The following is a 25,556-nucleotide window of genomic DNA, read 5'->3' as shown; positions in this document are numbered from 1 at the left end:
AATATCATGGGCAGGAAAAATTCGGTGACTAATTTACGGTTACTTTACTTGAAAGAAGCTTTAATAACTACTTTGGTAGGATGGATTCCGCTGAAGCCGGGTAGAGTTTTGCGAAGAGTACTATACCGTAATATTTTCGCAGGTTTGGGTAAATCTGTACAAATTGAACCTGGTGTGGAATTTGTCAATGCCGATCGTACTGAAATTGGGGAGGGAGTGAAGATCGATCGCTATGTTCGACTCAGAAATGTTGGCCGAGATAGTAAAATTCGGATTGGCGATTGGGTACGCCTGAATCGTGCAGCCGATCTCAAACTGCATTCGGGCGGCAGTGGCTATATTGAGATTGGCGATTACACTTCGATCGGCCCTTATACTTGTATGACGGGTCGGGATATTAAAATTGGCAAGTATTGTTTGATCGCACCTCATGTAGGGATTTTTGCCAACAATCACGTTTTTACCGATCCGACAGTGCCGATCGTACAGCAAGGACACACTTACAAGGGCATTGTAATTGAGGACGATTGCTGGTTAGGTAGTGGTGTGAAAGTGTTAGATGGAGTTACGATCGGTCGAGGTAGCGTAATTGGTGCGGGAGCAGTAGTTACTAAAGATATACCTCCTTATTCTATTGCAGTTGGTGTGCCTGCTAAGGTGGTTGGTAAGCGCGATGTTAGTCCTAACAAAACGGGAAATTCTGAAGATAATGAATTTCAAAACATCGACATAGAATCGCAAAGAAACTATCTGGAAAAATTAGTTTGATACAGGTGGTTGAAGCGATTATATAGTGCTGAATAGCTAGCAGGCGATCGCACAACAGCATCGCCTAATCATCCGCAAGGCTGATGCAGAGATTGCACAAAAATTTATAATACATAAAAGGTGTTGTTTTGTTTTTTCATTCGTTAATTCAGCAACTAAAAACCATGCAATATTTGTCGTTGCGTATCACTGCCATTGTGAAAGTTTAACTTATGACAAATTCTGTTTTTGCAGGCTTGATAAAATCAGATAAAAGTTCAACCCAACGACGAAAAACTTCGGGAATTTATCCGCAAAATTTTGAAGAAAAAATAGTTTGGTATTCCATCACAGGAATCTATATCCTGTACTTGATGGGAGCGCAGCATTTATTAGCACCGGGACTGGCTTGGTTCTTAGCCTTTTACCTGTGCAAAAAACTCTGGAATCAAACCGAAGACACTCCACCTGAAGAAAGAATTACCATACCTATTGGTATTTGGGTATGGATTATTTGTATGCTATTTATGGAGGTGGCTTTAGTTGCGGCTCATTTGGACTTCGATATGAGCCTTTTTAAAACTATTAAATCAAGTATCAATTTTTTTATCAGAACTTGGGCTCTCTTTGCCTTGTTCCCTTTAATAGGATGCCTCAAGATCAGACCGCAATTAATTTATAGAGCCATCTGTATCGTTTGCCTGCAAAGTTTAATTATTATTCCCATTTGTTATGTAGCAAGTCTCATACATTTAAAATCTTTATTATACGTTTCTCCTCTTTTTAAATTAGGAGGAGTTGGTGCTGAATATTACAATGTATACCTGTATGGCGTTGATGGTGAAACTCACCAAGCCCGATTATATCTATTTACTCCTTGGGCTCCTGCTCTGGGGCTGGTAGGCGATCTATATTTCTTTCTTACTTATAAAGAAGCTAGCAAAAAGTGGCGATGGATTGGTATTATTGGCGCTGCTGCTATGGTTTGGGGTTCGGCTTCCCGCTTGGGTATACTATGTTTTCTCATTCTGCCAGTAGTAAATTTTGTTTTATGCTATTTTAGTCGTCCGATCGTACAACTGGGAACAGGAATAATCAGCTTCTTAGCTGGTCTTTTCGGTCTGCAAATAATTAATTGGGCTAAAGATTTTAAAGCACAGTTTGACGGTCAAAGGGCGGGGTCTTCAAGAGTTAGAGAAATTTTGGGTAATTTAGCTATGTATCGTTGGAAAACTGAAGCACCGATTTGGGGACATGGAGTTGCCGAACCAAAAGGCCCGCCTGTTGCGGCTGGCAAACCGATCGGCTCCCACCATGCTTGGTTTGGGCTTTTATTCACTAATGGGATCGTAGGTCTGATCGCTTTTGCAATTCCTCTAATATGGACTTTTATCGAGTTTTTTATCAAGGCTCAGAAAAGCGACCTCGCTAAGATAGCGTTAGGTGTGGTTTTAGTTTTATTTTTCTACTCTTTTGCTGAAAATATAGAGTCTCTGATCTATGTTTATTGGCCTGCTTTGGTAATTATGGGGATAGCGTTCAAAGAAAAAGTTAGTTTCAATATATTGTCATAATTCAAAAAAGTTTCGCTCGCGAAGGAGGATGTATATATGCCAGTTGTATCTGTGATTATTCCCGCTTACAATGCTGAGAAAACCATCTTAGAAACTATTCAGTCATTACAGCAACAAACTTTCTCAGATTTTGAAGCGATCGTCATCAATGACGGTTCGACTGACTCAACTCTAGAACTGTTGAGTAAAATAGAAGATTCGCGGCTGAAAGTTTTTTCTTATGAAAATGGTGGATTGCCAGTTGCTCGCAATCGCGGGATCGATCGCGCTACTGGAGAATACATCACTTTCATCGATGCAGATGACTTGTGGACACCGGATAAGTTGGAGTTACAGCTAGCCGCTTTACAACATCATCCCGAAGCAGGAGTAGTTTACAGTTGGACTGCTTTTATAAACGAAAAAAGCGAATTTTTATATGCGTGGTCACCGCTTTACTACGAAGGAAATGTTTATCCCGAACTGCTAATTAAAAATTTTATTTCCAGCGGTTCTAATATCCTCGCTCGCAGGCAATTTATTGAGAAAGCAGGAAAGTTCGACCCAACTCTTAAATCTGCTGAAGATTGGGATTATTACATACGTTTAGCAGCTCTGTGTCCTTTTGTTTTGGTTCCTAAATACCAAATTCTTTACCGTCGGTCTTCCCAGTCGATGACATCTAAAGTTGATGTCATGGAAAAATACATACTGACGGTGACGGCAAGAGCATTTCAGGCTGCACCACCAGATATGCAATATCTTAAAAAGCGTAGTTTGGCAACTACTTATCGCTTCCTGGCACAGCTATGTATAGCTCACGTTCAGGATGATCGAGGAGTAAAACTGGCCAGTCAGAAATTGCAAAAGGCGATGCGATCCTATCCAAAGATTTTGCTAGACCGCCAGACTCTGCGTTTAGTGGTAAAGCTCGGATTAATGCGACTGCTTCCCTATAATTTTTCTGTTAACTTTACCCAATTTCTTGGGAAATTATTGCCTGACTCGGCGACCAAACGTTTTAAACTAGGCAATCAAGATCTAGTATAGTTTTTTTCCTGGCAAAATAGGATTCTAGGTGCAACTATGACTTTGACCGCAAGATTGACTAAACCGCTCGGTAAGCTCAAAACTAAGCTGAATAGCGATTTTATTCGCAATCTTGGTTGGTTGGGCGGTGCAGAATTAATTAATCGCGTTTTTCGGCTAGCAACAACTATCATTTTGGCTCGCTGTTTATCTCCTTATGATTATGGGTTAGCAGCTTTGGTTTTGACAGTTTATGAGTTTACGCAAGTCTTAACTAGAATTGGGATTGCCGGTAAAGTTATCCAAGCCGATCGAGAGAAATTGGAATCTATATGCAACGGTGCATACTGGTTAAATTGGCTTGTTTGTTTTGGTGTATTTTTTATTCAGTGCATTGTCGCTTTTCCTGTTGCTTGGTTTTATCATGACAATCAACTAATTATGCCAATTTGTTCGATGGCAATTGTTTATTTAATTACTCCCATAGGCAGAATACAAGCAGCTCTTATCCAAAGGGAAAATCGGCTAAAAATCACAGCAATAAGCGGGACAATTCAATTAGCGATCGGCAATATTTTAACGGCAATATTTGCAATTATGGGCTTGGGGATGTGGGCGATCGTACTACCCAGGATTATCGCCGCTCCTATAGATGCGCTCGTATGTATATACAATCATCCTTGGCGTCGTACTAAAGGTTTTACCACAGAAAGATGGTGGGAAATTTTTAAGTTTGGCGTCAACTTTATTGGCATTGGGATGTTAGCGACTTTAAGAAATAATTTAGATTATTTAATCATCGGTCGATTTTTAGGAGTGAAAGAACTGGGAATATATTTCTTTGCCTTTAATGCAGGTTTAGGAATTAGTTTAAGTGTCATCCAATCTATTACCACAGCATTGTATCCCCACATTTGTGCCGTAAGGTCTAATTGGGTAGAGTTTGAGAGAAGGTATTTTAGCGGTCTCAAAACGATCGCCTCCATCATGTTTCCCTTAGTATTGTTGCAATCTAGCTTGGCTCCCATATACGTACCTATAATCTTTGGCCAAAAATGGGTAGTGGCAATTCCTATTTTGATCGTAATTTGCTTATCAGCAATACCTCGTCCTTTTTTCCTAGCTGCTACTAATCTTTTCGCAGCGATCGATAAACCTAACTTAAGCTTGCAAGGCAATCTTCTATTCACGATGATTTTTGCAATTGGCTTGCTAATAGGAGTTAAATGGCAAGCTTTGGGAGTTGCTATCAGCGTTTTGGTAACCCATGCAATATTCATGCCTTTCTTCGTGATTTGGGCAAACAGATACGTTTTTGGTGCTAAGAAAAGCACACCCGTAAAATAAATTAACTGAAGTGTAAAATTTGAAAAAGTTAGGGTGAAAAAATGAAAACAGTTTCTGTAGTTATTCCAGTTTACAAAGTCGAGAAGTACATCGCCGCGACAGTGCAATCTGTCTTGGCACAAACTTATAAAAATTTTGAGTTACTGATCGTTGATGACGGTTCTCCCGATCGCAGCATAGAAATTTGTCAGCAATTCACAGACCCGCGCATTAAAATCATTCGTCAGGAGAATCAAGGAGTATCTGCGGCGAGAAATACCGGGATTCGTTACGCTCAAGGCGAATACCTGGCATTTCTGGATGGCGATGACCTTTGGTTGCCAGAAAAACTAGAAAAGCACATTCTTCATTTGGAAAACTCTCCCAGTGTAGGAGTCAGTTTTAGTCGATCGGCTTTTATCGATGAAACGGGTAAGCCGTTAAATCTCTATCAAATGCCAAAGCTCAACGAAATTACTCCCGATTTGATATTTTGCCGCAATCCGATCGGCAATGGTTCAGCACCAGTAATTCGCCGAGAAGTTTTTGAAGCTATTAAGTTTCAAGATAGCTTTTCCGATCGAGCAGAACCTTGTTATTTCGATCCGCGATTGCACCATTTTGAAGATGTAGAATGCTGGCTTCGTATTGTTCTTAAAACAAACTGGCAAGTAGAAGGAATTCCCGAAGCTCTTACACTATACAGGGTAAATTTAAAGGGAGCTTCAACCAATATATCCAAACAATTGGAAGATTTGGAAAAAGTAATTGAAAAAACTCGCGCCTACGCTCCCGAACAGGTAGAAAGGTGTGCAAATCGAGCTAGAGCTTATGAGTTGCGGTTTTTAGCTCGCCGATCGGTAAGTTTGCGAAACGGCAAAGCTGCTGTAGAATTAGCTCACCGCGCCTTAGCTACCCACTGGCGCATTTTTATAGAAGAACCGCGTCGTACATTGTTGACTTTGGGTGCAGCTTATTCACTTTTGCTTTTACCTCAATCTTTTTACCGACAAATTGAGGAGATTGCTTTAAAAATTACAGGCGCTGCACAAAAACGTCGCATTCTGCAAGAACAGCCCAGATAAATTTACTCAAAATTTGAGCGTTACCTGAAAAGCAAGATAATTAAACTGTAACTGCAATGAAAAAAGTTTCTGTCATTATCCCGATTTACAATGTAGAAAAATATATCGCTGTTGCCGTACAGTCGGTTCTCAATCAAACTTACGAAAATTTTGAGTTGTTGATTGTTGATGATGGTTCGCCCGATCGCAGCGTCGAAATTTGTCAGCAATTCACCGATCCCAGAATTAAAATTATTAGCCAAAAAAATCGCGGCTTGGCTGGGGCGAGAAACACAGGTATTCGCCACGCTCAAGGGGCATATTTGGCATTTCTAGATGGGGATGACCTGTGGTTACCAGAAATGCTAGAAAAAAATATCGTTCATCTGGAAACTTCACCAGATGTAGGTATTAGCTTCAATCGTTCTGCTTTTATCGATGAAGCGGGAAACGAGTTAGGCACTTATACAATGCCCCAGCTTAAGGATATCGACGTGCCTTGTTTGCTGCGCGGTAGCCCCATTGGGAATGGTTCGGCGGCGGTAATTCGACGCGAGGTTTTGGAAGCAATTCGCTTTCAAGATAATCTTTATGGTACTGTGGAAAATTTTTATTTTGACGATCGCTTTCGTCAATCAGAAGATATAGAGTTTTGGCTACGGATCGTGATTCAAACACCTTGGAAAATTGCAGGTATTCCCGATGTTATGACTCTTTATCGGGTGAATACCGCCAGTCTTTCTGCCAACTTTATCAAACAATTCGAGTCTTGGGAAAAGGTGTTTGAAAAGACTCGCTCTTATGCAGCAGAAAAAGTCGAACCTTGGGAAAGTATGGCGAGAGCATACCAACTGCGTTATTTAGCAAGAAGTGCAGTGCGGATGCAGGCTGGTGAAGCAGCCGTACAATTAATTAATCGCTCTTTGTCTACCTACTGGCGCATCTTGCTGGAAGAACCGCGTCGCACTATTTTAACCTGGGTAGCTGCTTATTTGCTCTGGCTTTTACCTTCATCTGTTTACTCTCAAATCAATAGTTTCGCCGCTAAGAGGAGAGGAAGCAATCAAAGACGCCAGATTCTCCAAGAACAGTCCGGTCAGTTGCTATGAGATGGATAAAGCGTACAGTTACGATTGCGATCGTTTCCCTAACTGCCGTCATCGGATGTCAGCCAATTAAAAGTTCCAGCATCGTTAATTCTACCTTTAATCAGGCAGAGGTAGCTGTTTCCGGTACTCAGCAAACAACAACATCTCAAAGATGGAATAACGTAGCGCTGGGGGGAGGTGGTTATGTTACCGGTATCTACCTGCATCCTTTAGAAAAAGACCTTGTTTACATCAAAACCGATGTCGGCGGTTTCTATCGTTGGAATTCACAAAGTCAAAGCTGGATGCCGCTAACCGATCGCTTTCCACTTTCCCAACGTCATTATTACGGAGGAGAAGCATTAGCTTTCGATCCAAAAAATCCTCATATTGTTTATATAGCAGCAGGCACCTATGTTTGGGATAAGCCTGGGACGATTTTTAAATCTACAGATAAAGGTCAAACTTGGACTAAATTAAATATAGATTTGCCAATGGGTGGCAACCAAGATAAACGATGGGTAGGTGAAAGATTAGCTGTCAATTTATTTAATACCAACGTTATTTTATTTGGTTCTCGACAGAATGGATTGTGGAAATCATCAAATGCTGGCAGAACTTGGAGTAAAGTTACTTCTTTTCCCGGAACGCCCAAAAAAGATATTGGCATTACAGCTATTTTGTTCGACAAACAGATGCCGGGTTTAGTTTACGCTGTTGCTTACGGAGACGGGATATACAAATCCACTGATACGGGGGTGACCTGGAGCAAAATAGAGGGAAGTCCGCAGTGGCCCAGGCGTATGGCGACGGGCCGCAACGGTACGCTATACGTTACCAGTGGCAAGGGGCCAGGGGTGACTAAGTATGCGAACGGGGTTTGGAGCAATATTACCCCGGAGAACTCGCAAGCCATGTTTAATGGGTTGAGCGTTAACCCAGCCAATCCTGATGAGATAGTAGTCGCTTTGGGAGAGTCGCCATCTACGAAAATATACCGAAGTGTAGATGCTGGAAGTACGTGGATACTTGTAAAACGCACGATCGACAGCACTGTTCCTTGGTGGACGAAGATTATGCGATCGCAGGCGTGGATATCTGCGATCGAATTTGACCCCAAAGTTACAGGCAGAGTTTGGCTGACAGATTGGTACGGTATCTGGCGCACCGACGATCTCAAAACAAACCCAGTCGTTTGGACTAACTATCAAAAAGGACACGAAGAAATTGTCACCTTTGCTTTAGTTTCACCGCCAAAAGGAGCGTTGTTGCTCAGCGGTTTGGCCGATGTAGACGGTTTCTACCATAACAATGGATTGGATAGTTACCCGGACAAAACATTTGGCGGTAACGGCCCCGATTTTCAGGATACTTACAGCATTGCTTACAACGAAAAAGATCCGTTAAAATTAGTGCGCGTCGGTGGCAATCGTTGGAATAATTCTTATTCAGGAGCTACCTCTACAGATGGAGGTTTAACCTGGCAGAAGTTGGCGTCATTTCCAACTAATAAAATGCCGATGCGGGTAGCCATGTCCGCGACCGATCCGAATGTTTTTGTTGTGACCATCAGCGGCGGTCAAGCTATCCGCACAACCGATGGCGGCGCTACCTGGCAACCTGTTTCTGGATTACCAAATGGCCCCCGTGGGCCTTGGAATTGGTCGCAGTCGCTGGCGGCGGATACGGTGGATGGCAATACTTTTTATTACTACTGGAATGACAGTGTATATCGCAGCACCGACAAAGGCGCATCTTTTAGCGTGGTATACAAACCGCTGGTTGGGGAAAATAGGTGGCATTCTTTAAGAACAATGCCGGGGGTGAAAGGTGAAGTTTGGGTTAGTTTGGATGAGAAAGGACTTTATCGATCGACAGATGCTGGCAAAAGTTTTTCTCAGATTTCTGGAGTGGAAAAAGCTTATCTGTTTGCGTTTGGAAAGCCGCAACAGGGAAGCACAATTCCAGCACTTTATTTATATGGGAAAATTGCCGGAATGGGTGAGGGTATTTTTCTTTCTCTGGATCGCGGAAAGACTTGGACGAATATAGGCGATCGCCACCAGCCGATCGGTAACAATCCCCAAGTGATGGCAGCCAGCAAACAACAGTTCGGATTGGTTTTTATTGGCACTGGTGGCAGGGGAATTTATTACTACTCGAAGTGAATAGCGATCGCGCTTTATTGATTAATCCCAACAAATTATGATTTTATAAAAAAACTCTCCTAGAAGGAGATAAATTATATAACAGAATAAAAAAGCTTGGGTATCATATGTAACTCCAAGCTTATCGATTGTTTAAATTAAAATTCAAACGATTACCATACAGAAATTGGTTTCCATATGGATGAGCGAAGCAATAAGAATTTACTAAGTAAATTCCCAAAATAACCAATAAATAAACTTATTGCTCATCCCTTTCTATAGCCAAAAACGCCTCTAAGCTTATTTACCTTGGATTCAATTCGTGTCAAAATCGTAAATATTTTTTTCCCTTGTTAAGGGTATTTTGTAAGAATTTAGTTTCTGCTTAATAACCAACCATATAAAAGGAAGGTCATCTACTAAATATCTTTTCCACAGCCTTTGAGGTTCGGATAAAAGCCTATATAACCACTCCAACCCCATATTACTCATCCACTGAGGCGATCTTGGTTTGTTCCCTGCTTCAAAATCAAGCGTCGCACCGATCGCCAAAAATGTTTTTATGTTTGGCAGTTTGTCTTTGTACTTTGCAATCCACTTTTCTTGTTTGGGTGCCCCAACTCCTATTGCCAAAACAGTGGCTCCTGACTTGTTAATAATATCCACTATTTTGCAGCACTCTTCTTCGTTTTTATCAAATCCGAAAGATGGAGAATATGAGTCTACGATTATTTTTCTTCCGACTGTTTTATTGATTCGCTCTTGAGCTTTCTTGGCGACACCTTCAGCTGCCCCTAACAAGAAAATCTTCACTCGCTCATCATCTTTATAGTGATTGTAAAAAGCCGGAAACAAATCCGAACCGGAAATTTTTTCTTTTAGTGGCGTACCTAGAAACTTGGAAGCGTACATCACTATTTGGCTGTCGCAAACTTTATAAGTTGCGCTGTTATAGGCTTTATAAAACTCTCCATCGTTTTGCAATTTAATCAAGTGATCTACATTGGGTGTGAACACAATACCGCCAAGTTGGAGTTGATCTAACAGTTCCACTTGGGAAACATTGTCAATCGGTAGATTTAGAATATTTACTTTCTTCATTGATGCAACCTCAGCAACAAATACTGCGAACGCGATAGGTTTTCCTTACAGTTGTTTCTGTTTAAGGTAGTTACCAACAATGAAGGGCGAGCCTAGTTTCTTGCCTTACTAAAGCCATTAACATAGCCCTATCCCAGTAGTAACACAGATAGTAGGAACTCTTATATCTAGTAGATAGAACGCCCCTACAGCAACTGCTTACGTGAATTTACTAGCCTTACTTAGTGAGAATAGCAAACCTTTTCCTGGATCAGTTTAAAGATTTGATAAAGTTACGTATTTTGCTGTAAAGTTAATATGAAGATAGAGATTATACTTAGATGGGTAAGGCTTCAACGCCACTCCATACTCCCAATTGGATAGATCTTATGGTGAAGAAAGTGAGGAAATTACTGAATATGGAAAAAAAAGTATACAAATACTCATTATCGACGATAAAGAAGAGCGATACGTAAGAGTGGCCTAAGAAAGAGGATGATTGGCCTAGTTGGTGGGCTAGAAAATGGCCCGCTTCCAGAAAGATTCACTCTCGTCATCCAATTACGCACTCCCACGTTTTGACAACCATTGGTTATTAATAAAGTCAGGCATGGCAAAGATACCAGCAACTGGGCGACTGGGATGATTAAGCAGCTTAGCAAAAGCTCCATAGAGGTATGGACAGGACTCAAGCAACGCTTATGGTTGGAGCGTAGGGTATTAATCACCTCCTCTACTGTAGCTGCCTGTATTATTTTGTTGCGTTGCACAGGGTTATTGCAGTCTTGGGAATGGGCCGCTTTAGATTGGTTTTTTCGCCTGCGTCCTTCACCACCAGTAGACGATCGCATTCTCATTGTGGGTATTGAAGAGGAAAATTTACAGAAATACGGTTGGCCTATTCCCGATCGGGTTATGGCCCAGCTTCTGCAAAAATTGCACTCCAAAAAGCCCCGCGCCATCGGTTTGGACATCTATCGAGATTTACCCCAAGAACCCGGTTATGCAGAATTACAGAAGGCGTTCGCAAACATACCCAACATAGTTGGTATTGAGAAACTCAAAGATAAAACTAGCGATGGAGTACTAGCCCCGCCCGCCCTTAGCCAGCGAAAACAAGTCGGTTTCAACAACGTAGTTATTGATGCGGATGGCAAGGTGCGTCGCAGCCTGTTGTATTCCTGGGTAGATAACAAACTGCACACCAGTTTTTCCCTCCATCTGGCACTGATTTATCTGAAGGCGGAAGGCATTGAGCCTCAAGCAGCAAAGGGCACGAACTATCTGCAACTGGGTAAGACTGTGTTTAAGCCCTTTGAGTCTAAAGACGGTGGCTACGTGAGAACAGATGACAAAGGCTACCAAATTTTGGGTAACTTTCGCAAACCATCGATCGGCTTTCGCAAAATTTCGATGAGAGATGTGTTAGAAAACAAGATACCCCAGGATTGGGTGCGCGATCGCATCGTCCTGATCGGTTCCACTGCTAGCAGCCTCAAGGATTTTTTCTATACTCCTTACACCAGCGATCTCGTTAAATCCGCCCAGCCTATTCCCGGTGTCGAACTGCAAGCGAATTTTCTGGGCCAAATTCTCACTGCCGCCCAGTCCGGACAAGGAACGATCGCCGTTTGGTCAGATTCGATCGAATGGCTTTGGATTTTGGTTTGGTCTTGGCTAGGAGCAATTTTAATCTGGCGATCGCGTTCAGTAGCTAGCTCTATCTTAATTCTCTTCCTGGCAGGAACCAGCCTCATCGCCTGTGCCTACTTGGCTTTCTTGGCTTATTGGTGGATACCAGTCATTCCTCCCCTGCTAGCCCTTGTCGGTTCCGCTACAGTAATCACAGCTTATATTGCCCAATTGAAAGAAGAATTGAAGCGCTCTAAAGAATTTTTACAAAACGTAATTAACGCCATTCCCGATCCCGTCTTCGTCAAAGACAAACAACACCGATGGATTGTTTTGAATCAAGCTTACTGTCAATTCCTGGGGTATCCCTTCAACACATTAATTGAAAAGACAGATTATGATTTTTTTCCCAGCCACGAAGCCGACATTTTTTGGCAGCAAGATGAATTAGTTTTTCAGAGCGCCAAGCCTACCGAAAATGAAGAGAGATTCACAGATGCCTGGGGCACTACTCATCTTATCGCCACAAAAAGATCTCTTCACACAGATGCAGCTGGCAACGTATTTTTGGTTGGAGTAATTAGAGATATTACCGAACGCAAGCGATTGGAGGAAGACCTCAAACGCACCGCAGCAGAGTTGGTTCGTTACAACACCGAACTTAAACTTTCACAAGATCGGTTGCGTCATTTAGCTTATCATGACAGTCTTACCGGTTTACCGAATCGAAAACTTTTTTACGAACAGCTCAGCCAATCATTAGAGTGGGCTGCACAAAACGAGCGACTGCTGGCGCTGCTGTTTCTCGATCTGGATGGCTTCAAGCAAATCAACGACACTCAAGGGCACGATATGGGTGACTTGCTGCTACAAGGTGTTGCCGATCGACTCACTAACTGTCTACGCAGTAGCGATACCGTCTCCCGGCTGGGTGGCGATGAATTTACCGTAATTTTGCCAATAATTAAGAGTGTGTCAGATGTGACAAGAGTTGCCGATAAAATTATCGACGCCATTACCCAGCCTTTTGTCCTGAACGGGCAGACAATTAATGTCACCATAAGTATTGGCATCAGCCTCTTCCCTCTCAACGGTGACGAAATGAACGCCTTGATTAAAAATGCCGATGCGGCTATGTACCGTGCCAAACAACAGGGTAAAAACAAATACGAGTTTTCTTGAAATTCTGCCCACCCAAATGAAACCTCTGTACAGCCGATCGCAATCAAGGGGGTAATCAACCCGGATTTGCGATCGCACTACTTGTATCCTGGTTAGTCAATCGCCCTAGATTTGTGAAGGATATTCAAGGATTGTATAAAGTTTCAGTAAAAATACTTACTAAACATAATCCACTGAATATTCAGTGAATATACTGTTAATCGATGGCATTAGAGATCGGCTATGAAGACTTTTTTCAGGTTCGCAGGTGTGGCAACTTTATTAGTCGGAGGCTTATTGATTACCTCGGAAATCAGCCTAGCTACAGCCTCCTCCGATCGGATAACTGATTTCTTATCCAGCTCGGAAAGTCAGCTAGGAGAGTTTTACAATTACCAGCCATCCTGCCAAGGAAAATGCGACGCTCCCGACAGCTCCACAGGCTCCGGAACTCGCTAGTGCTGAGTAAGGTCTTGCCAGAACGGTTATTTCGCCGACAGATGTTAGCTAACTGTAACGGGTGGAGATTGCCACCATTTGTCTTTTTGCACAACCGTGTGAACTTGCCAGCGCTTGTCCGGTTGCGGAACATCGATTCGATAATGACCACCTCGACTTTCAGTGCGAAAAGCAGCACTTTTGAGGATCAAGTACCCTACATCCAGTAAGTTATAAGTTTCGCCCCAAGTTCGCAGTTTTCGGTCGGTGATAGGTTCAGTAAATTTAACTAACTGACCGGGTTGTATATTTAACAGATAGTTACTTAGTTCCAAGGCAGCGAATTCCTGCCGCCACAGTTCCACTTGCGCGATCGCTCCCTCCAAAATATCCTGCTGACGACAAATTCCCGCACTTTGCCACATCAGGAGAGCTAACTCTTGCCGCAGCCACTCTACCTTTTCTATATCCGACCTGTGGGACGGCAATATATTTAAGCTTACCCACGAGCTAAGGTTTTCGGAAACGTTGACGATCGGAGATTGCCAAAAATTTTCCCCAGATTTTAGTTGCCGATCTTGTTCCCAGTCCCCAATCTCCAGATTGGCCATTTGGGCACCAAACACAATACACTCCAGCAGCGAATTGCTCGCCAGACGATTGGCACCGTGGACACCTGTACTAGCCGTTTCGCCTACGGCATACAACCCAGCAATCGAGGTACGATTCATCAAATCGGTAGCAATACCGCCCATCCAGTAATGGGCGGCTGGGGTGACGGGAATCGCTTCGCTAAACAAATCGACTCCCCAGCGCTGACAAACCTCAATGATATTCGGAAATCGACGGCGGATTTTCTCAGACGGGATTGGTCGCAAATCTAACCAAACGCGGTCTTCGCCAGTTTGCTGCAAATGACTGAAAATAGCGCGGCTGACCACATCTCTGGGCGCAAGTTCGCCGCTGGGATGGTAATTGAAAGCAAAGCGGTTTCCCTGAGAATCCACTAAATGGGCACCTTCTCCTCGCACCGCTTCGCTGATTAAAAAGTGCGGAGCTCCAGTCTTAGTTAAAGCTGTCGGGTGAAATTGAAAAAATTCTAAGTCGCGCAAAATCGCACCAGCACGGTAGGCGATCGCGACCCCATCGCCAGTACTCACAGCTGGGTTAGTAGTGTGAGCGAATACCTGACCCCCGCCCCCCGTCGCCAGTACCACCGCCCCAGCTCGCACCCAGATCGCCCGATTGCGGTACAGCAAGCAAAGCCCCTGACAGTGCCCGCTTGTCGGATTAATCCACAAATTTAACGCAAAAGCTGACGATATCACTCGAATATTCGGACGAGCCAATGCTTTTTCTGTCAAAGTACTGACAACTGCCCTACCGGTGGTATCGGCGGCGTGCAGTACGCGGGGGCGAGAATGGGCCGCTTCCAGAGTCATGGCCAGCCGCTCCCCATGCCGATCGAACGCCACACCCATATTTACCAGCGACTGGATACATTCAGGTGCCCGTTCTACCAAAAACTTCACGGCAGGTAAATCGCAAAGACCCGCACCGGCCTGCATTGTATCTTCGATGTGCAAATCTGGCGAATCACTGGGATCGATCGCAGCTGCAATCCCGCCCTGCGCCCAGTCGCTCGCAGACAGAGGCAAGTTATCTTTACTGATCAACCCGACTTGGAAATAGTCTGGTAAGCAAAGCGCCGCATATAACCCAGCCGCACCCGCCCCAACTACCAAAACATCGAAATGGCTGGGCAAATCTAAATTGGTTAGAGAACTGAAATCTGAAGAATTCAAAAATGGCTCCCACAAAAATCCCACTACCAGGGTAGTGAGATTAGTTAGCATTTTGCCAAAAATATCGATCGACAGAAGCTAGAGGGCTGGGGATTGCAGAATGGGAAATGCCGACTGGGGCATTGCAAATTTTAAATTCCAGATTTGAGATTGAATTCCATCTCAAATCTGAAGTCTGCAATTTTAAATTATCCTGGGAACTCCTAAGACAACCCAGACACGGAAAAGCCCGATCTCCGACACACCTCGTTTCCTTCCAGCCTCTGTACGATCCTCTGTACGATCGGGCCTGAAAATTAACGATAGATACCGTTGTTAATCCGGTCGTCACCTTCTACCATCGCGGCTTCGATATCCGTCACAGTAAACTTGTCCAGCCGAGCTTGCAGAAGTTCTTTCTGCCGATCGCTCAGTCCGGCAATTGCCAGCACATCCTCAACTTTTTCGTAAGGAGCGTTTTGGACAATTTTTCCAGCTAGGTTCGGATAAAATCCGGGGAATTGCCGGAAAGCCCGCACATTGGTGTTGTTTAAATCTATTTTTCCGCCCATTTCGCCCAGCTTAGCGTCAACCTTATTCCCCAGAACTTCTCCCGTCTCTGCCGCCAAGATCGGCCCTGAACGTAACGCGACACCAGTCAAAGAAGCCGCCATCGCATCATGAGATTGCCCCAGCCATCCGAAGCAACCCAATACCAGAACAAACATCATCAGCAAGCGCAGCAATCGTTTCATGAATAAAAACCTCCCTACAAAAGCAGATGGAAATCCACACACAGCTTCTAACAAAGATAATTATCTGGCTTTTGACGTTTTCTCACCAGTCAAGCAGGCAATTAGTAGGAGCGTTGAGATCGCGCTCCAAAACAAGACCCTTGCAGGCCAAGTTTAGTTTTTCACACTAATGGTTTCGTTGTAAACCAACAGTATCATTGATTTTGGGGCTGGGTTTGCAACAAAGTATCCAAGTTGGCAAACGTGCCTGCATAAGTTAGCGTCGGCTTATCGTAGCCCTTCAGATGGACAGTATATTGCTTGAAACCAGATTGGTCGATCCCCAATGGCAACAGATATTTATAAGTAGTTTCCCCCAAGGCAACATCCAGGCGTAGTTCCTTGGTGGAAGATTCCAGGCGAAAAGCAGCATTGACCGTATCGCCCAAAGCAGTATAGTCGGGTCGATCGCCACTTCCCGTATTGCCTACCATCGCATACCCCGTATTAATTCCCGCCCCTATTCGCAACGGGAACGGTAAAGAATACTGGGCGTGCAACTCCTCCGTCATTTTGTGGAGATCGCTGAGCGCATTGCAAATGCCGGTCATCTCTTGATCGGAGATACCTCGGCTACCGTGAAACCAAACCGCCATGATCGCATCGCCGATATATTTGTCCACCCAGCTGCCGTGTTCCCGAATAATGCTGCCGGAATGACGAAACCAGGTACCAATCAACTCGGAAAGAATTTTTTCGTCAAGTTGTCTGGTTAAAACGGTGAAGTCGCGGATATCCACCACCATCACCGAGATCAGACGGCGAACGTGTAATGTGGATGTCGCCGTCAACTCATCCGAGTGCGAACTGGTGGAAGAGTTAGCCTGGTAGCTGACGGTGGGAGAGAAAAATTCCAATTCAGTTTGACCGAAGGTTAGGTTATCGCCATGCTTTAAGGTTACGGGTACGCTTACCCGTCGCCCATTCACAAACGAGCCATTGCGGCTACCAAGATCGATTAGATAAAATTCCCCGGTTTCCATACTTTGTAACATCGCATGGTTACGAGAAATCCACCGATCTGGTATCACAAAATTGTTGTCATCGCTGCGACCGATAGTCCAGCAATGACTGCCCACTAATGGGAGATAGCGATTCCCGGAATCGGTCCGAAGTAAAAGATATGGAGTAGTAGTGGGTTGCAACGTCACCACAGATAAAAGAAGCGACGAAGAGCCAGTTAGAGTCTCAAACGTCGATAGCAATTAAGGTATCTAAAGCGCCTGTCATACCTCCTAAGAGCGATTCTTTTAGCAAGACAAGCTCGCTCAGGCGGCTGAGGCGACTAACCAAAACAGGCTATCTACAAAAATTGTACTCAACACTGCTCCACTAAACGCCCACCAGTGTAGCTGTCCGGAGCGTAAGGGTAAAGTACCCGTGACTAAAAGAACTCCAGCAAGTACTCCCGCCCATACGATCCCCCAAGGTGTCTGCACCTGCGCGATCGCATTTTGTAAAATTGGTGTCGCCAACGCTGGGTCTACCTGCATTAACTGTCGCCAGGAAGGGATCAGATCGACTGCGTAAAAGTATATGTCTGTCACCGCCGTGCCAAACAGGGAACCTAAATAAAATAAGCTACCCACTTTCCAGATGTTCCGCCCCGCACACCAAAGCGCTAACGGCAGACAAATGGCTTCGATCGGCAGGTGGATCAGAGGTTCCCAGCGCCACCAGCCCCAATAAATCGATCCCGCTAACCAACTCCAGCTGAATCCCAGCAGCAAGTCTCCCCATATTTGGGTTTCCCGACGCCTCATCAGCCCGAAACTCAATCCCACCCAGCCAGCAGTTAACACTAAACTCAGCAGTGGCAGCAGGCGCACTAATGGCGCTTGAGCGAACACAGGTATCGAAACTAGAAACGAAGCCGCCCCGAAAAGCAACCAGGCTCTCTTGGAACCCATTCGCCACCGGAAAGTCGCGGCATAGCTTTCACCAGATTGGGCTGGCGATACAGAAGCGGGTACAGATGTCAAGGCAGACAAGGTATCGTTAAACAAAGTCTTATTAATTTTTGTAACTAAAGTTTATCTTATTAAAGATATCACAAAAAATATCCCCCCCTGGGGCATTTTTTTATTTTATCGTAGTTTCTCAGGATTGGGAATAGGGTACTTGGTAGTAGGGGTAGGGGTATTAACAACTAGCGGCTACCTACTCCCCAGATAGGCTATGCTCGATCGCGTGTGCTGAGAAGAAAACATGGGTTTATCAAAACATCAACTTTTCACCTTTGCTGGCACAAGTTCTGCCAGCGCTCTTTTAGCTTTATTTCTAAACGCTCTGGGCACACATCTCTCAGCGGCGGCGACGCTTGAAGAAGCAGCGACTCCACCAGCTGCACAGGTAAATATAATTCAAGCGATCGTATTAGGTATGGTGCAAGGTTTAACCGAGTTTTTGCCCATCAGCAGTACGGCTCATCTTAAAGTCGTACCTGTAGTGCTGGGGTGGGGAGATCCCGGTGTCGCCTTTACAGCCGTAATCCAACTGGGTAGTATTGCCGCCGTGCTGTGGTATTTTTGGAGAGACTTGACAAATATCACAATCGGTGCAATTGAAGCGATCGTCACCAAAGATTACGATTCCCAAGACTTTCAAATCGGGTTGGGAATTATTCTGGGAACCATACCGATTGTTTTCTTCGGATTACTCATCAAAATCCTGATTCCCGACTTCGATAACTCACCTATGCGGAGTTTAGCAGTAATCGCCACAGCCTCGATCGTCATGTCCGTGTTGCTGGGCATTGCAGAAAAACTGGGAACCCGCAAGCGCAAATTTAACGCCTTGGGAGTCAAAGATGGAATATTGATGGGATTAGCAGAAGCAATGGCATTGGTTCCCGGTGTATCGAGATCCGGTTCCACCCTGACAGCTGGGTTATTCATGGGTTTAGAACGAGGAACGGCGGCGCGATTTTCCTTTTTGTTAGGTATCCCAGCCATTACCTTAGCTGGATTGGTTGAACTAAAAGATGTCGTCAAACAAGGGTTAGGCGACGCCGGACTGATTTCGGTAATAGTTGGCGTCATCTCAGCGGCAATTTTCTCATATCTAGCGATCGCCTGGTTGTTGCGCTTCCTGCAAACGCAGAGTACCTGGGTGTTTATTTGGTATCGCTTGCTGTTTGGCGTGGCCATCTTGGGAGCGATCGGCACTGGATTACTGCAAAATAGCTAATAGGATAGTCAGTAATCAGTACTTAGTGGAATAACATCTGACCGATCGCAACTGACAACTGACAACTGACAATTACCTATGAGCGAAACTTCTATTAGTCCTGCCTTAATTACCAAAGTTATCCCCAACTCGATTGCAGCTGAAATTGGGTTTGAAGCGGGCGATCGCATCGTTTCTATCAATGGCGATCGTCCCCGCGACCTCATCGACTATAAATTTTTATGTGCCGACGAATTTCTCGAACTCGAAATATTAGACGCAAAAGGTAAAACTCATCATATTGAAATTGAGAAAGACTACGACGAAGACTTAGGATTGGAATTTGAAACAGCCCTATTCGATGGCTTAATCCAGTGCAACAACCGCTGTCCCTTCTGCTTCATCGATCAACAGCCACCCGGCAAACGCAAATCCCTCTATCTTAAAGATGATGACTATCGACTCAGTTTCCTTTATGGCTCCTATTTAACCCTAACCAACCTCACCCAAAAAGAATGGAATCGCATTGAACAAATGCGCCTATCTCCACTCTACGTATCTGTTCACGCCACAGAACCAGAAGTGCGAATTCGCCTCCTCAAAAATCCTCGTGCCGGACAAATTTTAGAACAGCTAAACTGGTTTAAAAAGCGGCGTCTGCAAATACACGCCCAAGTCGTTGTTTGTCCCGGAATTAATGACAGCATTCATCTAGAAACAACACTCCGCGACTTAGCAAAATTCCACAAAGGAGAAATTCCCGCCGTCGCATCTGTCGCAGTTGTCCCCGTTGGTTTAACCCGCTTTCGCCCAGCAGAAGATGAATTAACACCAGTCACACCAGAAAAAGCACGAGAAGTAATTTCTCAAGTGCAGAAACTTCAGGCAGAACTTCGCAAAAAAAACGGGACAAATTGTGTTTGGTTAGCCGATGAATGGTTTTTAATCGCAGGTGAAGAACTACCGCCAGAATCTCATTATGAAGAATATCCACAAATAGATAATGGCGTCGGTTCCATTCGCCTATTTTTGCGAAAATTTGAGTTAGCGGCCCAAAAATTACCTCTCCAAGTTTCCCCACAGCGAAAATTTACCTGGGTAGTGGGAAACGCAGTTGAATTAGCATTTCAACCGATTTTGCAACGACTCAATCAAGTGGAAGGATTACAAGTGAATATGGCAGCTTTTCCCAGTAGGTATTGGGGTCAGAGTATTACAGTTACAGGTTTGCTCACCGGTCAAGATTTGCTGGAAAACTTGCAAGGAAAAGATTTGGGAGATGGGATATTATTGCCAGCTTTGATGTTGAAGCATGGAGATACTAAATTTTTGGATGATATGACAGTTGAGGAATTAGCTGATAAGTTGGGGACAAAGATTTTACCAGTGTCGGGTGTTGAGGGTTTAATTGAGAGTTGTGTGGGGTATGGGGCAGGCAGGATGCCCACCCCACAAGAGGCAGGCAAGATGCCTGCCCCACAAGAGTAAAAAAATTTATTTTCTCTCCTCTACCCAAAAGACGGAGGAGCAGGGTTCGGTCAATAACCCAGATGTTTCAGCTAGGTTTTCTGGTTAGTTACAAGCCCCATCCCAAGAGTGGGTGGGGCGGTTGACTGTTTCTCTCTTGTGGAGGAGGTATCTTGCTTGCTACAAATATTTAAAAGTTATTTCTGGGAATGAGCAGGCATTTTGCCTGCCCTACAAAAGTACAAATTGTTGCTTTCTCTTGTGGAGCAGGCATCTTGCCTGCTTATACCAGCGGGACGCCCGCCCCACAAGAAAGGTATATTCATTTGTTTGAGGAAAGGAGCGAGACTGGAAACTATGTCCCACCCCACAAAAAAAGAATCTCTATTTCTTCTCTCTTGTGGGGTGGGCGTCCCGCCCGTCCAAGCCTTTTGGCTCAACACCTCAGACTCGCCTCTGCTTATTTATCAGGATCGGATTTGAATTTTTATGCGTGAGGGTCAGTAATTCTCACAAAACTTTACAAAAGGCCAGAGATTGAAAAGTGATGATTTGTTGCCAGATTAAACAGCTTCCCACTAAGGGATTCACCACTCCCGCAAACTCCTGATGGCTACAGGTTATATTTTTTACATTGGGATCATTATAAACCAATATGTAAAAAAAATTATATTTAATTATTTTTTAATTAGTTAAATTTAATTAAATCTGCTTCAGTGTGTGGGATGGCTGATTTTCAGCTGCGCTCATATACCACAGCAGTAGCCAAGTGCGATCGCCTATTTAATCATAAACTGCTCTAAGGGCAAATTATCGCCATATCCAAAACAAAACCCATATTTTATGCCTAAACCAGCCGATATCGGCAGCAAGCGCTTGATTAGTCTGGCACCCGACCGTTGGGTACAATGGGTAACTCAAATTCCCGATGTCCAAGTGCGAGATATCATCACCTCGGAATTCCAGTGGGTAAGTCGCGAAAGTGATGTACTGGTAACTGCCTATACTCCCCAAGATGGCGAATTTCTCGTACTCAACGAGTTACAGTTACGTTACAAATCTCAAATGCCTCAGCGCATGAGAGCTTATGCTGCACTGGCAGAAGAACGTTACAACAAACCCACTTATCCGGTACTGATTAATATCCTAGCGCCATCACCTTCAGTAGTAATTCCCACTCGCTACGAGTCCCAATTTAGAGGCTTAACCGCCCGTCAAGACTATCATGTAATTAACCTCTGGGAAGTAGACGCGGAAATAGCCTTTCAACAATCCCTTCCCTCCCTTATCCCCTTTGTACCCGTACTCAAGGGAGGCGGTCAAGAGTCCGCAGTCCGACAAGCTTTGGAGGTTTTGCGAACTGACCGAGAATTAAGCGATTTAGAACCCCTACTGGCCTTTTTTGCTAGCTTCGTATTAGAAATTCCTCTAGTTCAGCAAATCATGAGGTGGGATATGGCAGTGTTACGGGAATCACCCTGGTATCAAGAAATTTTGCAGCAGGGTATGCAGCAGGGTATGCAGCAAGGTATGCAGCAGGGTATGCAACAGGGTATGCAGCAAGGACTGCTTTCCGGTATTGCTTTGGGTTTAGAATTAAAATTCGGCATCCAAAGTTTAGAACTCATGCCAGAAATTCGTCAAATTGAAGATGTGGCAAAATTAGAGGCGATTCAGTCAGCAATCAGGACGGCGAACAGTCTGGATGAAATGCGTCAAATACTGTAGCTCGATTGATGAATTTACAAGTTGCTGGCGAAAACTTTTGCATAGCTTGGGGGAAGCATATCGCCTGTTCGCTTGCTTAGCCAATTTAACTCCGAGTATGTTGATATTAAGACTTACGCAGTCGCTCATAAAAAATTTCTATATTTAGTAGGGTCAATTCATGAGTTCACCCTACATTTAACTCCTCTGCGTAAGTCCTATATCTTCTAATTATCATGCAACGAGTTTTTGGCAACTACTTTCTTAATCAACAGATCGATCGCAATTGATTAAACCACAAATATATCTGCTTTAATATTCAAAAACCCTCTGTCTTTTGCAACCATAACCATAACCATAACCATAACCACAATGGGCTACATCCACATCATTCGCGACTTTTACTCTTTTCCAGAACAAGTTAACCGCACCATACGCATCTTTACTCCCGATGCTTATGATCAACAACCCGACAAGCGTTTTCCTGTGCTGTATATGTTCGACGGACAAAATATTTTCGCTCACCCGGAATCTGCTGTTTGGGATACTTGGTGCGCCAATACTACTCTAGAACGTTTGGCATCGGCAGGAACTATTGAGCCTTGGATTATTGTTGGAATCGACCACTTACCAAACAGAATGGAAGAATATTCTCCTTGGATGGGTGGACGCGGTAATTTAACAGCAGAATTTCTGATCAATCATTTAAAACCTTTCATCGATAAAACTTACCGCACCCTATCCGACTCACAAAATACCGCTCTCATGGGGTCTAGTATGGGCGGATTAATTTCATTGTATTTGGGCAAAACCTATCCGCAAATTTTTGGCAGGATAGGCGGTCTTTCTCCAGCTTTGATGTTAGGTGGGACGCAAATGTTTTCCTACTGGGATAGGCGCACAGGATTCTGGTCAAGAATACTCCTTTATGTCGGTAGCAAAGAGCAATATTCGTTTTATGGAATTTGGTTAGATTATGTGCCAATTACCAAAGATTTTTACACTCGTTTGAAAAGCCTCGGTTACTCCGAAGACGAGTTGCATTTTATCTTGGCAGAAGACGAAATACACCACGAAACTTCTTGGCAAAAGCGGTTACCGGAAATCATGACTTGGTTGCTTGCGCCCACAGCAAGCCGCAGCTTTTTCTAGGTTAGCGCTTTATTAGAGCAAGAAACCCGGTTTCTTGAAGAAACCGGGTTTCTGGGATGTACTTTATCCAAGCGCTTTCCGGCTATAATAAGGTTGTCGATCGAGCTTTTTTACAATTAACTTTGTTAAGTTTTTTAAACAAAAATTGTGACGAACTCTGCTATTAAAAGATAGGCTGACTCAACAGCCATTCTTTGTGAGCATTAGCTTCTTTGCTACTTAATTTTTCTTAACTTAATCCAGGCAAGCCTGACGGTCAAAAGATTTGTTGAAATATGCGATCGCACTATAAGCATACCACCTACTCATCATAGTTTAAAAAATTATTTAACATAGGACTTAGAGGCTACTGACATTACTAGCTAAGTAATTTGTCAGCATAATTGTTTCGCAATAACCTCAACCCTTATAAAGAATAACCAGCTTGCATCTCGTTTATCATTTATAATTGAGAGTTTTTCCTATGGCTATTAGCGTTTTTGAACTATTCAAAATCGGCATTGGGCCTTCCAGTTCTCATACGGTCGGCCCAATGCGTGCAGCATTACGATTTGCCACATTTATCCAAAATAAAAAACTTTTAGATACAACTGAAACTATTAAGGTAGAACTATTCGGTTCTCTCGCTGCAACTGGAAAAGGCCACGGTACTGACAAAGCTGTAATCTTGGGTCTAGAGGGAGAAACGCCAGAACTAATTGATACAGTATCTATTGATGCACGAGTGGCGAGAATACGTATTGAAGAAAAAGTATTTTTATTGGGAAAGAAACCCATCGCGTTTTGCGAAAAAGAGCATCTTCTATTTCACTGGCAAAACCTTCCGTTTCATCCCAACGGAATGCGATTTACAGCGCACAATGCCGTCAGGGAGGAAATCGCAAGAAAAGTTTATTATTCAGTGGGAGGAGGCTTTATTGTCGATGAAGAAGATACGCAAAGCAAACAAGATGATAATAGTCAGGTTCCCTATACGTTTACAAGCGCTACTAATTTGATCGAAATCTGCGAAAAACAAGGTTTATCGATTAGCCAAGTCATGTTAGAAAATGAGAAGTCTTGGCGTTCTGAAGAAGAAGTCATACAAGGACTGCTACGCATCTGGGAAGTGATGCAAGAGTGCGTGAGAAACGGCTGTAAAAATGAAGGTATTTTACCGGGAGGTTTAAACGTAAAACGCCGCGCCCCAGAACTCTATCGCCAATTATCCGCCAAAGGTGAAACTTGTCTACTTGACCCGCTTAGTATTATCGATTGGGTAAATGTTTACGCCATTGCAGTTAATGAAGAAAATGCAGCAGGGGGAAGAGTTGTAACTGCACCCACCAATGGTGCGGCGGGTATTATTCCGGCGGTTTTGCACTACTATATTCGATTTTGCCCTAGTGCGACGATCGATCGCATTGTCAACTTCTTACTTACCGCAGGCGCAATTGGAATTTTGTATAAAGAAAACGCCTCCATCTCTGGTGCTGATGTTGGTTGTCAAGGAGAAGTTGGCGTTGCTTGTTCAATGGCGGCGGGTGCTTTAACAGAGGTATTGGGAGGAACGCCAAAGCAAGTGGAAAACGCCGCTGAAATCGCGATGGAACATCATTTAGGATTAACCTGCGATCCCGTTGCTGGATTGGTTCAAATACCTTGCATTGAAAGGAATGCGATGGGGGCTGTTAAAGCAATCAACGCCTCTCGTATTGCTTTACGCGGAGATGGTTTGCATATCGTTTCCCTGGACAAGGCGATTCAAACAATGCGTGCTACTGGAGCAGATATGCACAGTAAATATAAGGAAACCGCTCGTGGTGGGCTGGCAGTGAATGCGATCGAATGTTAATCTTTGCAAAAGCAGGTTTAGTGCCAGTGTGTACCACTTATGTGTACCACTAAGCGCAAATAACCTTGTAGCTTGAGTGGAATATCCCCAAAGCAACGAGAAATCGTCGATCGTTTCAAGCGGGTGAAGGGATTCGAACCCTCGACACTCTGCTTGGGAAGCAGATGCTCTACCACTGAACTACACCCGCACTTCTTTATAAGAATAGCACGTTTTGGCACAAACATCGAGCATCGCACTTGCACGGGAATGCTGAGTAGCGGCTACGTATCGACACGTAAGTAGTCGGACAAAAGTAATCGACACTGTATTAACTTTTGTTAAGGCACTTGCTGGAATGCGATCGCTCACCCAAGTAGTACAAATGTATTGTAATAATTGACGG

The 25,556-nt window shown here is 44.0% G+C and carries 21 protein-coding genes and 1 tRNA gene; 15 read left to right on the top strand and 7 right to left on the bottom strand.

From position 1 onward, the window contains the following. The first annotated feature begins 24 nt into the window (after positions 1-24). From H6G03_RS38925 to H6G03_RS21960, 7 genes are all read left to right on the top strand, one after another. Positions 25-768 carry an acyltransferase gene (locus H6G03_RS38925; RefSeq protein WP_322111952.1) on the top strand — a complete coding sequence of 248 codons (744 nt, stop codon included), beginning with the start codon at positions 25-27 and terminating at the stop codon, positions 766-768. Positions 769-980: 212 nt separating this feature from the next. After that, entirely contained in the window at positions 981-2,321 is a 1,341-nt protein-coding gene (locus H6G03_RS21985) for an O-antigen ligase family protein (protein WP_242060446.1), read from the top strand. 36 nt (positions 2,322-2,357) lie between these two features. Beyond that, the gene (locus tag H6G03_RS21980; RefSeq protein ID WP_190468454.1) at positions 2,358-3,350 is read left to right on the top strand and encodes a glycosyltransferase family 2 protein; all 993 of its coding nucleotides are present in this window, start codon (positions 2,358-2,360) and stop codon (positions 3,348-3,350) included. 36 nt (positions 3,351-3,386) lie between these two features. Continuing rightward, positions 3,387-4,676, top strand: coding sequence for a lipopolysaccharide biosynthesis protein (locus H6G03_RS21975; protein WP_190468449.1), 1,290 nt, complete (start codon positions 3,387-3,389; stop codon positions 4,674-4,676). Between the two features lie 41 nt (positions 4,677-4,717). Further along, complete coding sequence (locus H6G03_RS21970; RefSeq protein WP_190468447.1) at positions 4,718-5,740, top strand: glycosyltransferase family 2 protein; 1,023 nt, start codon at positions 4,718-4,720, stop codon at positions 5,738-5,740. A gap of 56 nt (positions 5,741-5,796) precedes the next feature. Next, positions 5,797-6,828 (top strand): glycosyltransferase family 2 protein, encoded by a 1,032-nt coding sequence (locus H6G03_RS21965; protein WP_190468445.1) that lies wholly within the window; start codon positions 5,797-5,799, stop codon positions 6,826-6,828. Then, positions 6,825-8,975, top strand: a complete 2,151-nt coding sequence (locus tag H6G03_RS21960; RefSeq protein ID WP_190468442.1) for a hypothetical protein — start codon at positions 6,825-6,827, stop codon at positions 8,973-8,975. The genes H6G03_RS21965 and H6G03_RS21960 overlap by 4 nt, the downstream gene beginning before the upstream one ends. A 294-nt stretch (positions 8,976-9,269) precedes the next feature. Here H6G03_RS21960 and H6G03_RS21955 read toward each other — a convergent pair whose 3' ends face one another. Next, a complete protein-coding gene (locus H6G03_RS21955) occupies positions 9,270-10,055 on the bottom strand; it encodes a WecB/TagA/CpsF family glycosyltransferase (protein ID WP_190468439.1) in 786 nt (261 codons plus the stop codon). A gap of 621 nt (positions 10,056-10,676) precedes the next feature. Here H6G03_RS21955 and H6G03_RS21950 point away from each other — a divergent pair. Next, positions 10,677-12,848, top strand: a complete 2,172-nt coding sequence (locus tag H6G03_RS21950; RefSeq protein ID WP_190468525.1) for a CHASE2 domain-containing protein — start codon at positions 10,677-10,679, stop codon at positions 12,846-12,848. Between the two features lie 222 nt (positions 12,849-13,070). Continuing rightward, the gene (locus tag H6G03_RS21945; protein ID WP_190468437.1) at positions 13,071-13,286 is read left to right on the top strand and encodes a hypothetical protein; all 216 of its coding nucleotides are present in this window, start codon (positions 13,071-13,073) and stop codon (positions 13,284-13,286) included. Positions 13,287-13,330: 44 nt separating this feature from the next. Here the strand turns inward: H6G03_RS21945 and nadB are convergent, their stop codons facing one another. Then, complete coding sequence (nadB, locus tag H6G03_RS21940) at positions 13,331-15,121, bottom strand: L-aspartate oxidase (protein ID WP_190468435.1); 1,791 nt, start codon at positions 15,119-15,121, stop codon at positions 13,331-13,333. Positions 15,122-15,366: 245 nt separating this feature from the next. Further along, positions 15,367-15,804, bottom strand: coding sequence for a photosystem II complex extrinsic protein PsbU (gene psbU, locus H6G03_RS21935; protein ID WP_190468432.1), 438 nt, complete (start codon positions 15,802-15,804; stop codon positions 15,367-15,369). Between psbU and H6G03_RS21930 the strand changes: the two genes are divergently transcribed. Then, positions 15,803-15,961 (top strand): hypothetical protein, encoded by a 159-nt coding sequence (locus tag H6G03_RS21930; RefSeq protein ID WP_190468428.1) that lies wholly within the window; start codon positions 15,803-15,805, stop codon positions 15,959-15,961. The genes psbU and H6G03_RS21930 overlap by 2 nt on opposite strands. A gap of 37 nt (positions 15,962-15,998) precedes the next feature. On the opposite strand, the gene H6G03_RS21925 is transcribed toward H6G03_RS21930, so the two are convergent. Both H6G03_RS21925 and H6G03_RS21920 read right to left on the bottom strand, forming a co-directional pair. Then, positions 15,999-16,997: an FHA domain-containing protein gene (locus H6G03_RS21925; RefSeq protein ID WP_190468425.1), complete on the bottom strand. Its 999-nt coding sequence runs from the start codon at positions 16,995-16,997 to the stop codon at positions 15,999-16,001. A 114-nt stretch (positions 16,998-17,111) separates the two neighbouring features. Next, entirely contained in the window at positions 17,112-17,849 is a 738-nt protein-coding gene (locus tag H6G03_RS21920) for a DUF3120 domain-containing protein (protein WP_407650759.1), read from the bottom strand. Between the two features lie 202 nt (positions 17,850-18,051). On the opposite strand from H6G03_RS21920, the gene H6G03_RS21915 reads away from it, so the two are divergent. The 5 genes from H6G03_RS21915 to H6G03_RS21895 all read left to right on the top strand — a co-directional run bounded on the left by H6G03_RS21915 (position 18,052) and on the right by H6G03_RS21895 (position 25,171). Then, positions 18,052-19,032 (top strand): undecaprenyl-diphosphate phosphatase, encoded by a 981-nt coding sequence (locus H6G03_RS21915; RefSeq protein WP_190468422.1) that lies wholly within the window; start codon positions 18,052-18,054, stop codon positions 19,030-19,032. 78 nt (positions 19,033-19,110) lie between these two features. Then, a complete protein-coding gene (locus H6G03_RS21910; RefSeq protein ID WP_190468420.1) occupies positions 19,111-20,499 on the top strand; it encodes a TIGR03279 family radical SAM protein in 1,389 nt (462 codons plus the stop codon). Positions 20,500-21,321: 822 nt separating this feature from the next. Further along, positions 21,322-22,206 (top strand): Rpn family recombination-promoting nuclease/putative transposase, encoded by an 885-nt coding sequence (locus H6G03_RS21905; protein WP_190468417.1) that lies wholly within the window; start codon positions 21,322-21,324, stop codon positions 22,204-22,206. 351 nt (positions 22,207-22,557) lie between these two features. Next, entirely contained in the window at positions 22,558-23,337 is a 780-nt protein-coding gene (locus H6G03_RS21900; RefSeq protein WP_190468416.1) for an alpha/beta hydrolase, read from the top strand. Positions 23,338-23,800: 463 nt separating this feature from the next. Continuing rightward, positions 23,801-25,171 carry an L-serine ammonia-lyase gene (locus tag H6G03_RS21895; RefSeq protein WP_190468412.1) on the top strand — a complete coding sequence of 457 codons (1,371 nt, stop codon included), beginning with the start codon at positions 23,801-23,803 and terminating at the stop codon, positions 25,169-25,171. A 118-nt stretch (positions 25,172-25,289) separates the two neighbouring features. Here the strand turns inward: H6G03_RS21895 and H6G03_RS21890 are convergent. Both H6G03_RS21890 and H6G03_RS21885 read right to left on the bottom strand, forming a co-directional pair. Continuing rightward, a tRNA-Gly gene (locus H6G03_RS21890) sits at positions 25,290-25,361 on the bottom strand. Then, the coding region (locus H6G03_RS21885; RefSeq protein ID WP_190468409.1) for a hypothetical protein at positions 25,352-25,556 on the bottom strand (205 nt) is incomplete at its 5' end. The genes H6G03_RS21885 and H6G03_RS21890, both read right to left, overlap by 10 nt.

The organism is Aerosakkonema funiforme FACHB-1375 (assembly GCF_014696265.1).
Taxonomy (GTDB): Bacteria; Cyanobacteriota; Cyanobacteriia; order Cyanobacteriales; family Aerosakkonemataceae; genus Aerosakkonema; species Aerosakkonema funiforme_A.
The sequence above is the reverse complement of the archived record's forward strand: the minus strand, read 5'-3'. Positions and strand labels throughout refer to the sequence as shown.

Bases quoted from the DNA above. Each gene is read 5' to 3' on its own strand.
- H6G03_RS21985 (WP_242060446.1), top strand. From the start codon at position 981: ATGACAAATTCTGTTTTTGCAGGCTTGATAAAATCAGATAAAAGTTCA.
- H6G03_RS21980 (WP_190468454.1), top strand. From the start codon at position 2,358: ATGCCAGTTGTATCTGTGATTATTCCCGCTTACAATGCTGAGAAAACC.
- H6G03_RS21975 (WP_190468449.1), top strand. From the start codon at position 3,387: ATGACTTTGACCGCAAGATTGACTAAACCGCTCGGTAAGCTCAAAACT.
- H6G03_RS21970 (WP_190468447.1), top strand. From the start codon at position 4,718: ATGAAAACAGTTTCTGTAGTTATTCCAGTTTACAAAGTCGAGAAGTAC.
- H6G03_RS21965 (WP_190468445.1), top strand. From the start codon at position 5,797: ATGAAAAAAGTTTCTGTCATTATCCCGATTTACAATGTAGAAAAATAT.
- H6G03_RS21960 (WP_190468442.1), top strand. From the start codon at position 6,825: ATGAGATGGATAAAGCGTACAGTTACGATTGCGATCGTTTCCCTAACT.
- H6G03_RS21955 (WP_190468439.1), bottom strand. From the start codon at position 10,055: ATGAAGAAAGTAAATATTCTAAATCTACCGATTGACAATGTTTCCCAA.
- H6G03_RS21950 (WP_190468525.1), top strand. From the start codon at position 10,677: ATGATTAAGCAGCTTAGCAAAAGCTCCATAGAGGTATGGACAGGACTC.
- H6G03_RS21945 (WP_190468437.1), top strand. From the start codon at position 13,071: ATGAAGACTTTTTTCAGGTTCGCAGGTGTGGCAACTTTATTAGTCGGA.
- nadB (WP_190468435.1), bottom strand. From the start codon at position 15,121: ATGCTAACTAATCTCACTACCCTGGTAGTGGGATTTTTGTGGGAGCCA.
- H6G03_RS21930 (WP_190468428.1), top strand. From the start codon at position 15,803: ATGAATAAAAACCTCCCTACAAAAGCAGATGGAAATCCACACACAGCT.
- psbU (WP_190468432.1), bottom strand. From the start codon at position 15,804: ATGAAACGATTGCTGCGCTTGCTGATGATGTTTGTTCTGGTATTGGGT.
- H6G03_RS21915 (WP_190468422.1), top strand. From the start codon at position 18,052: ATGGGTTTATCAAAACATCAACTTTTCACCTTTGCTGGCACAAGTTCT.
- H6G03_RS21910 (WP_190468420.1), top strand. From the start codon at position 19,111: ATGAGCGAAACTTCTATTAGTCCTGCCTTAATTACCAAAGTTATCCCC.
- H6G03_RS21905 (WP_190468417.1), top strand. From the start codon at position 21,322: ATGCCTAAACCAGCCGATATCGGCAGCAAGCGCTTGATTAGTCTGGCA.
- H6G03_RS21900 (WP_190468416.1), top strand. From the start codon at position 22,558: ATGGGCTACATCCACATCATTCGCGACTTTTACTCTTTTCCAGAACAA.
- H6G03_RS21895 (WP_190468412.1), top strand. From the start codon at position 23,801: ATGGCTATTAGCGTTTTTGAACTATTCAAAATCGGCATTGGGCCTTCC.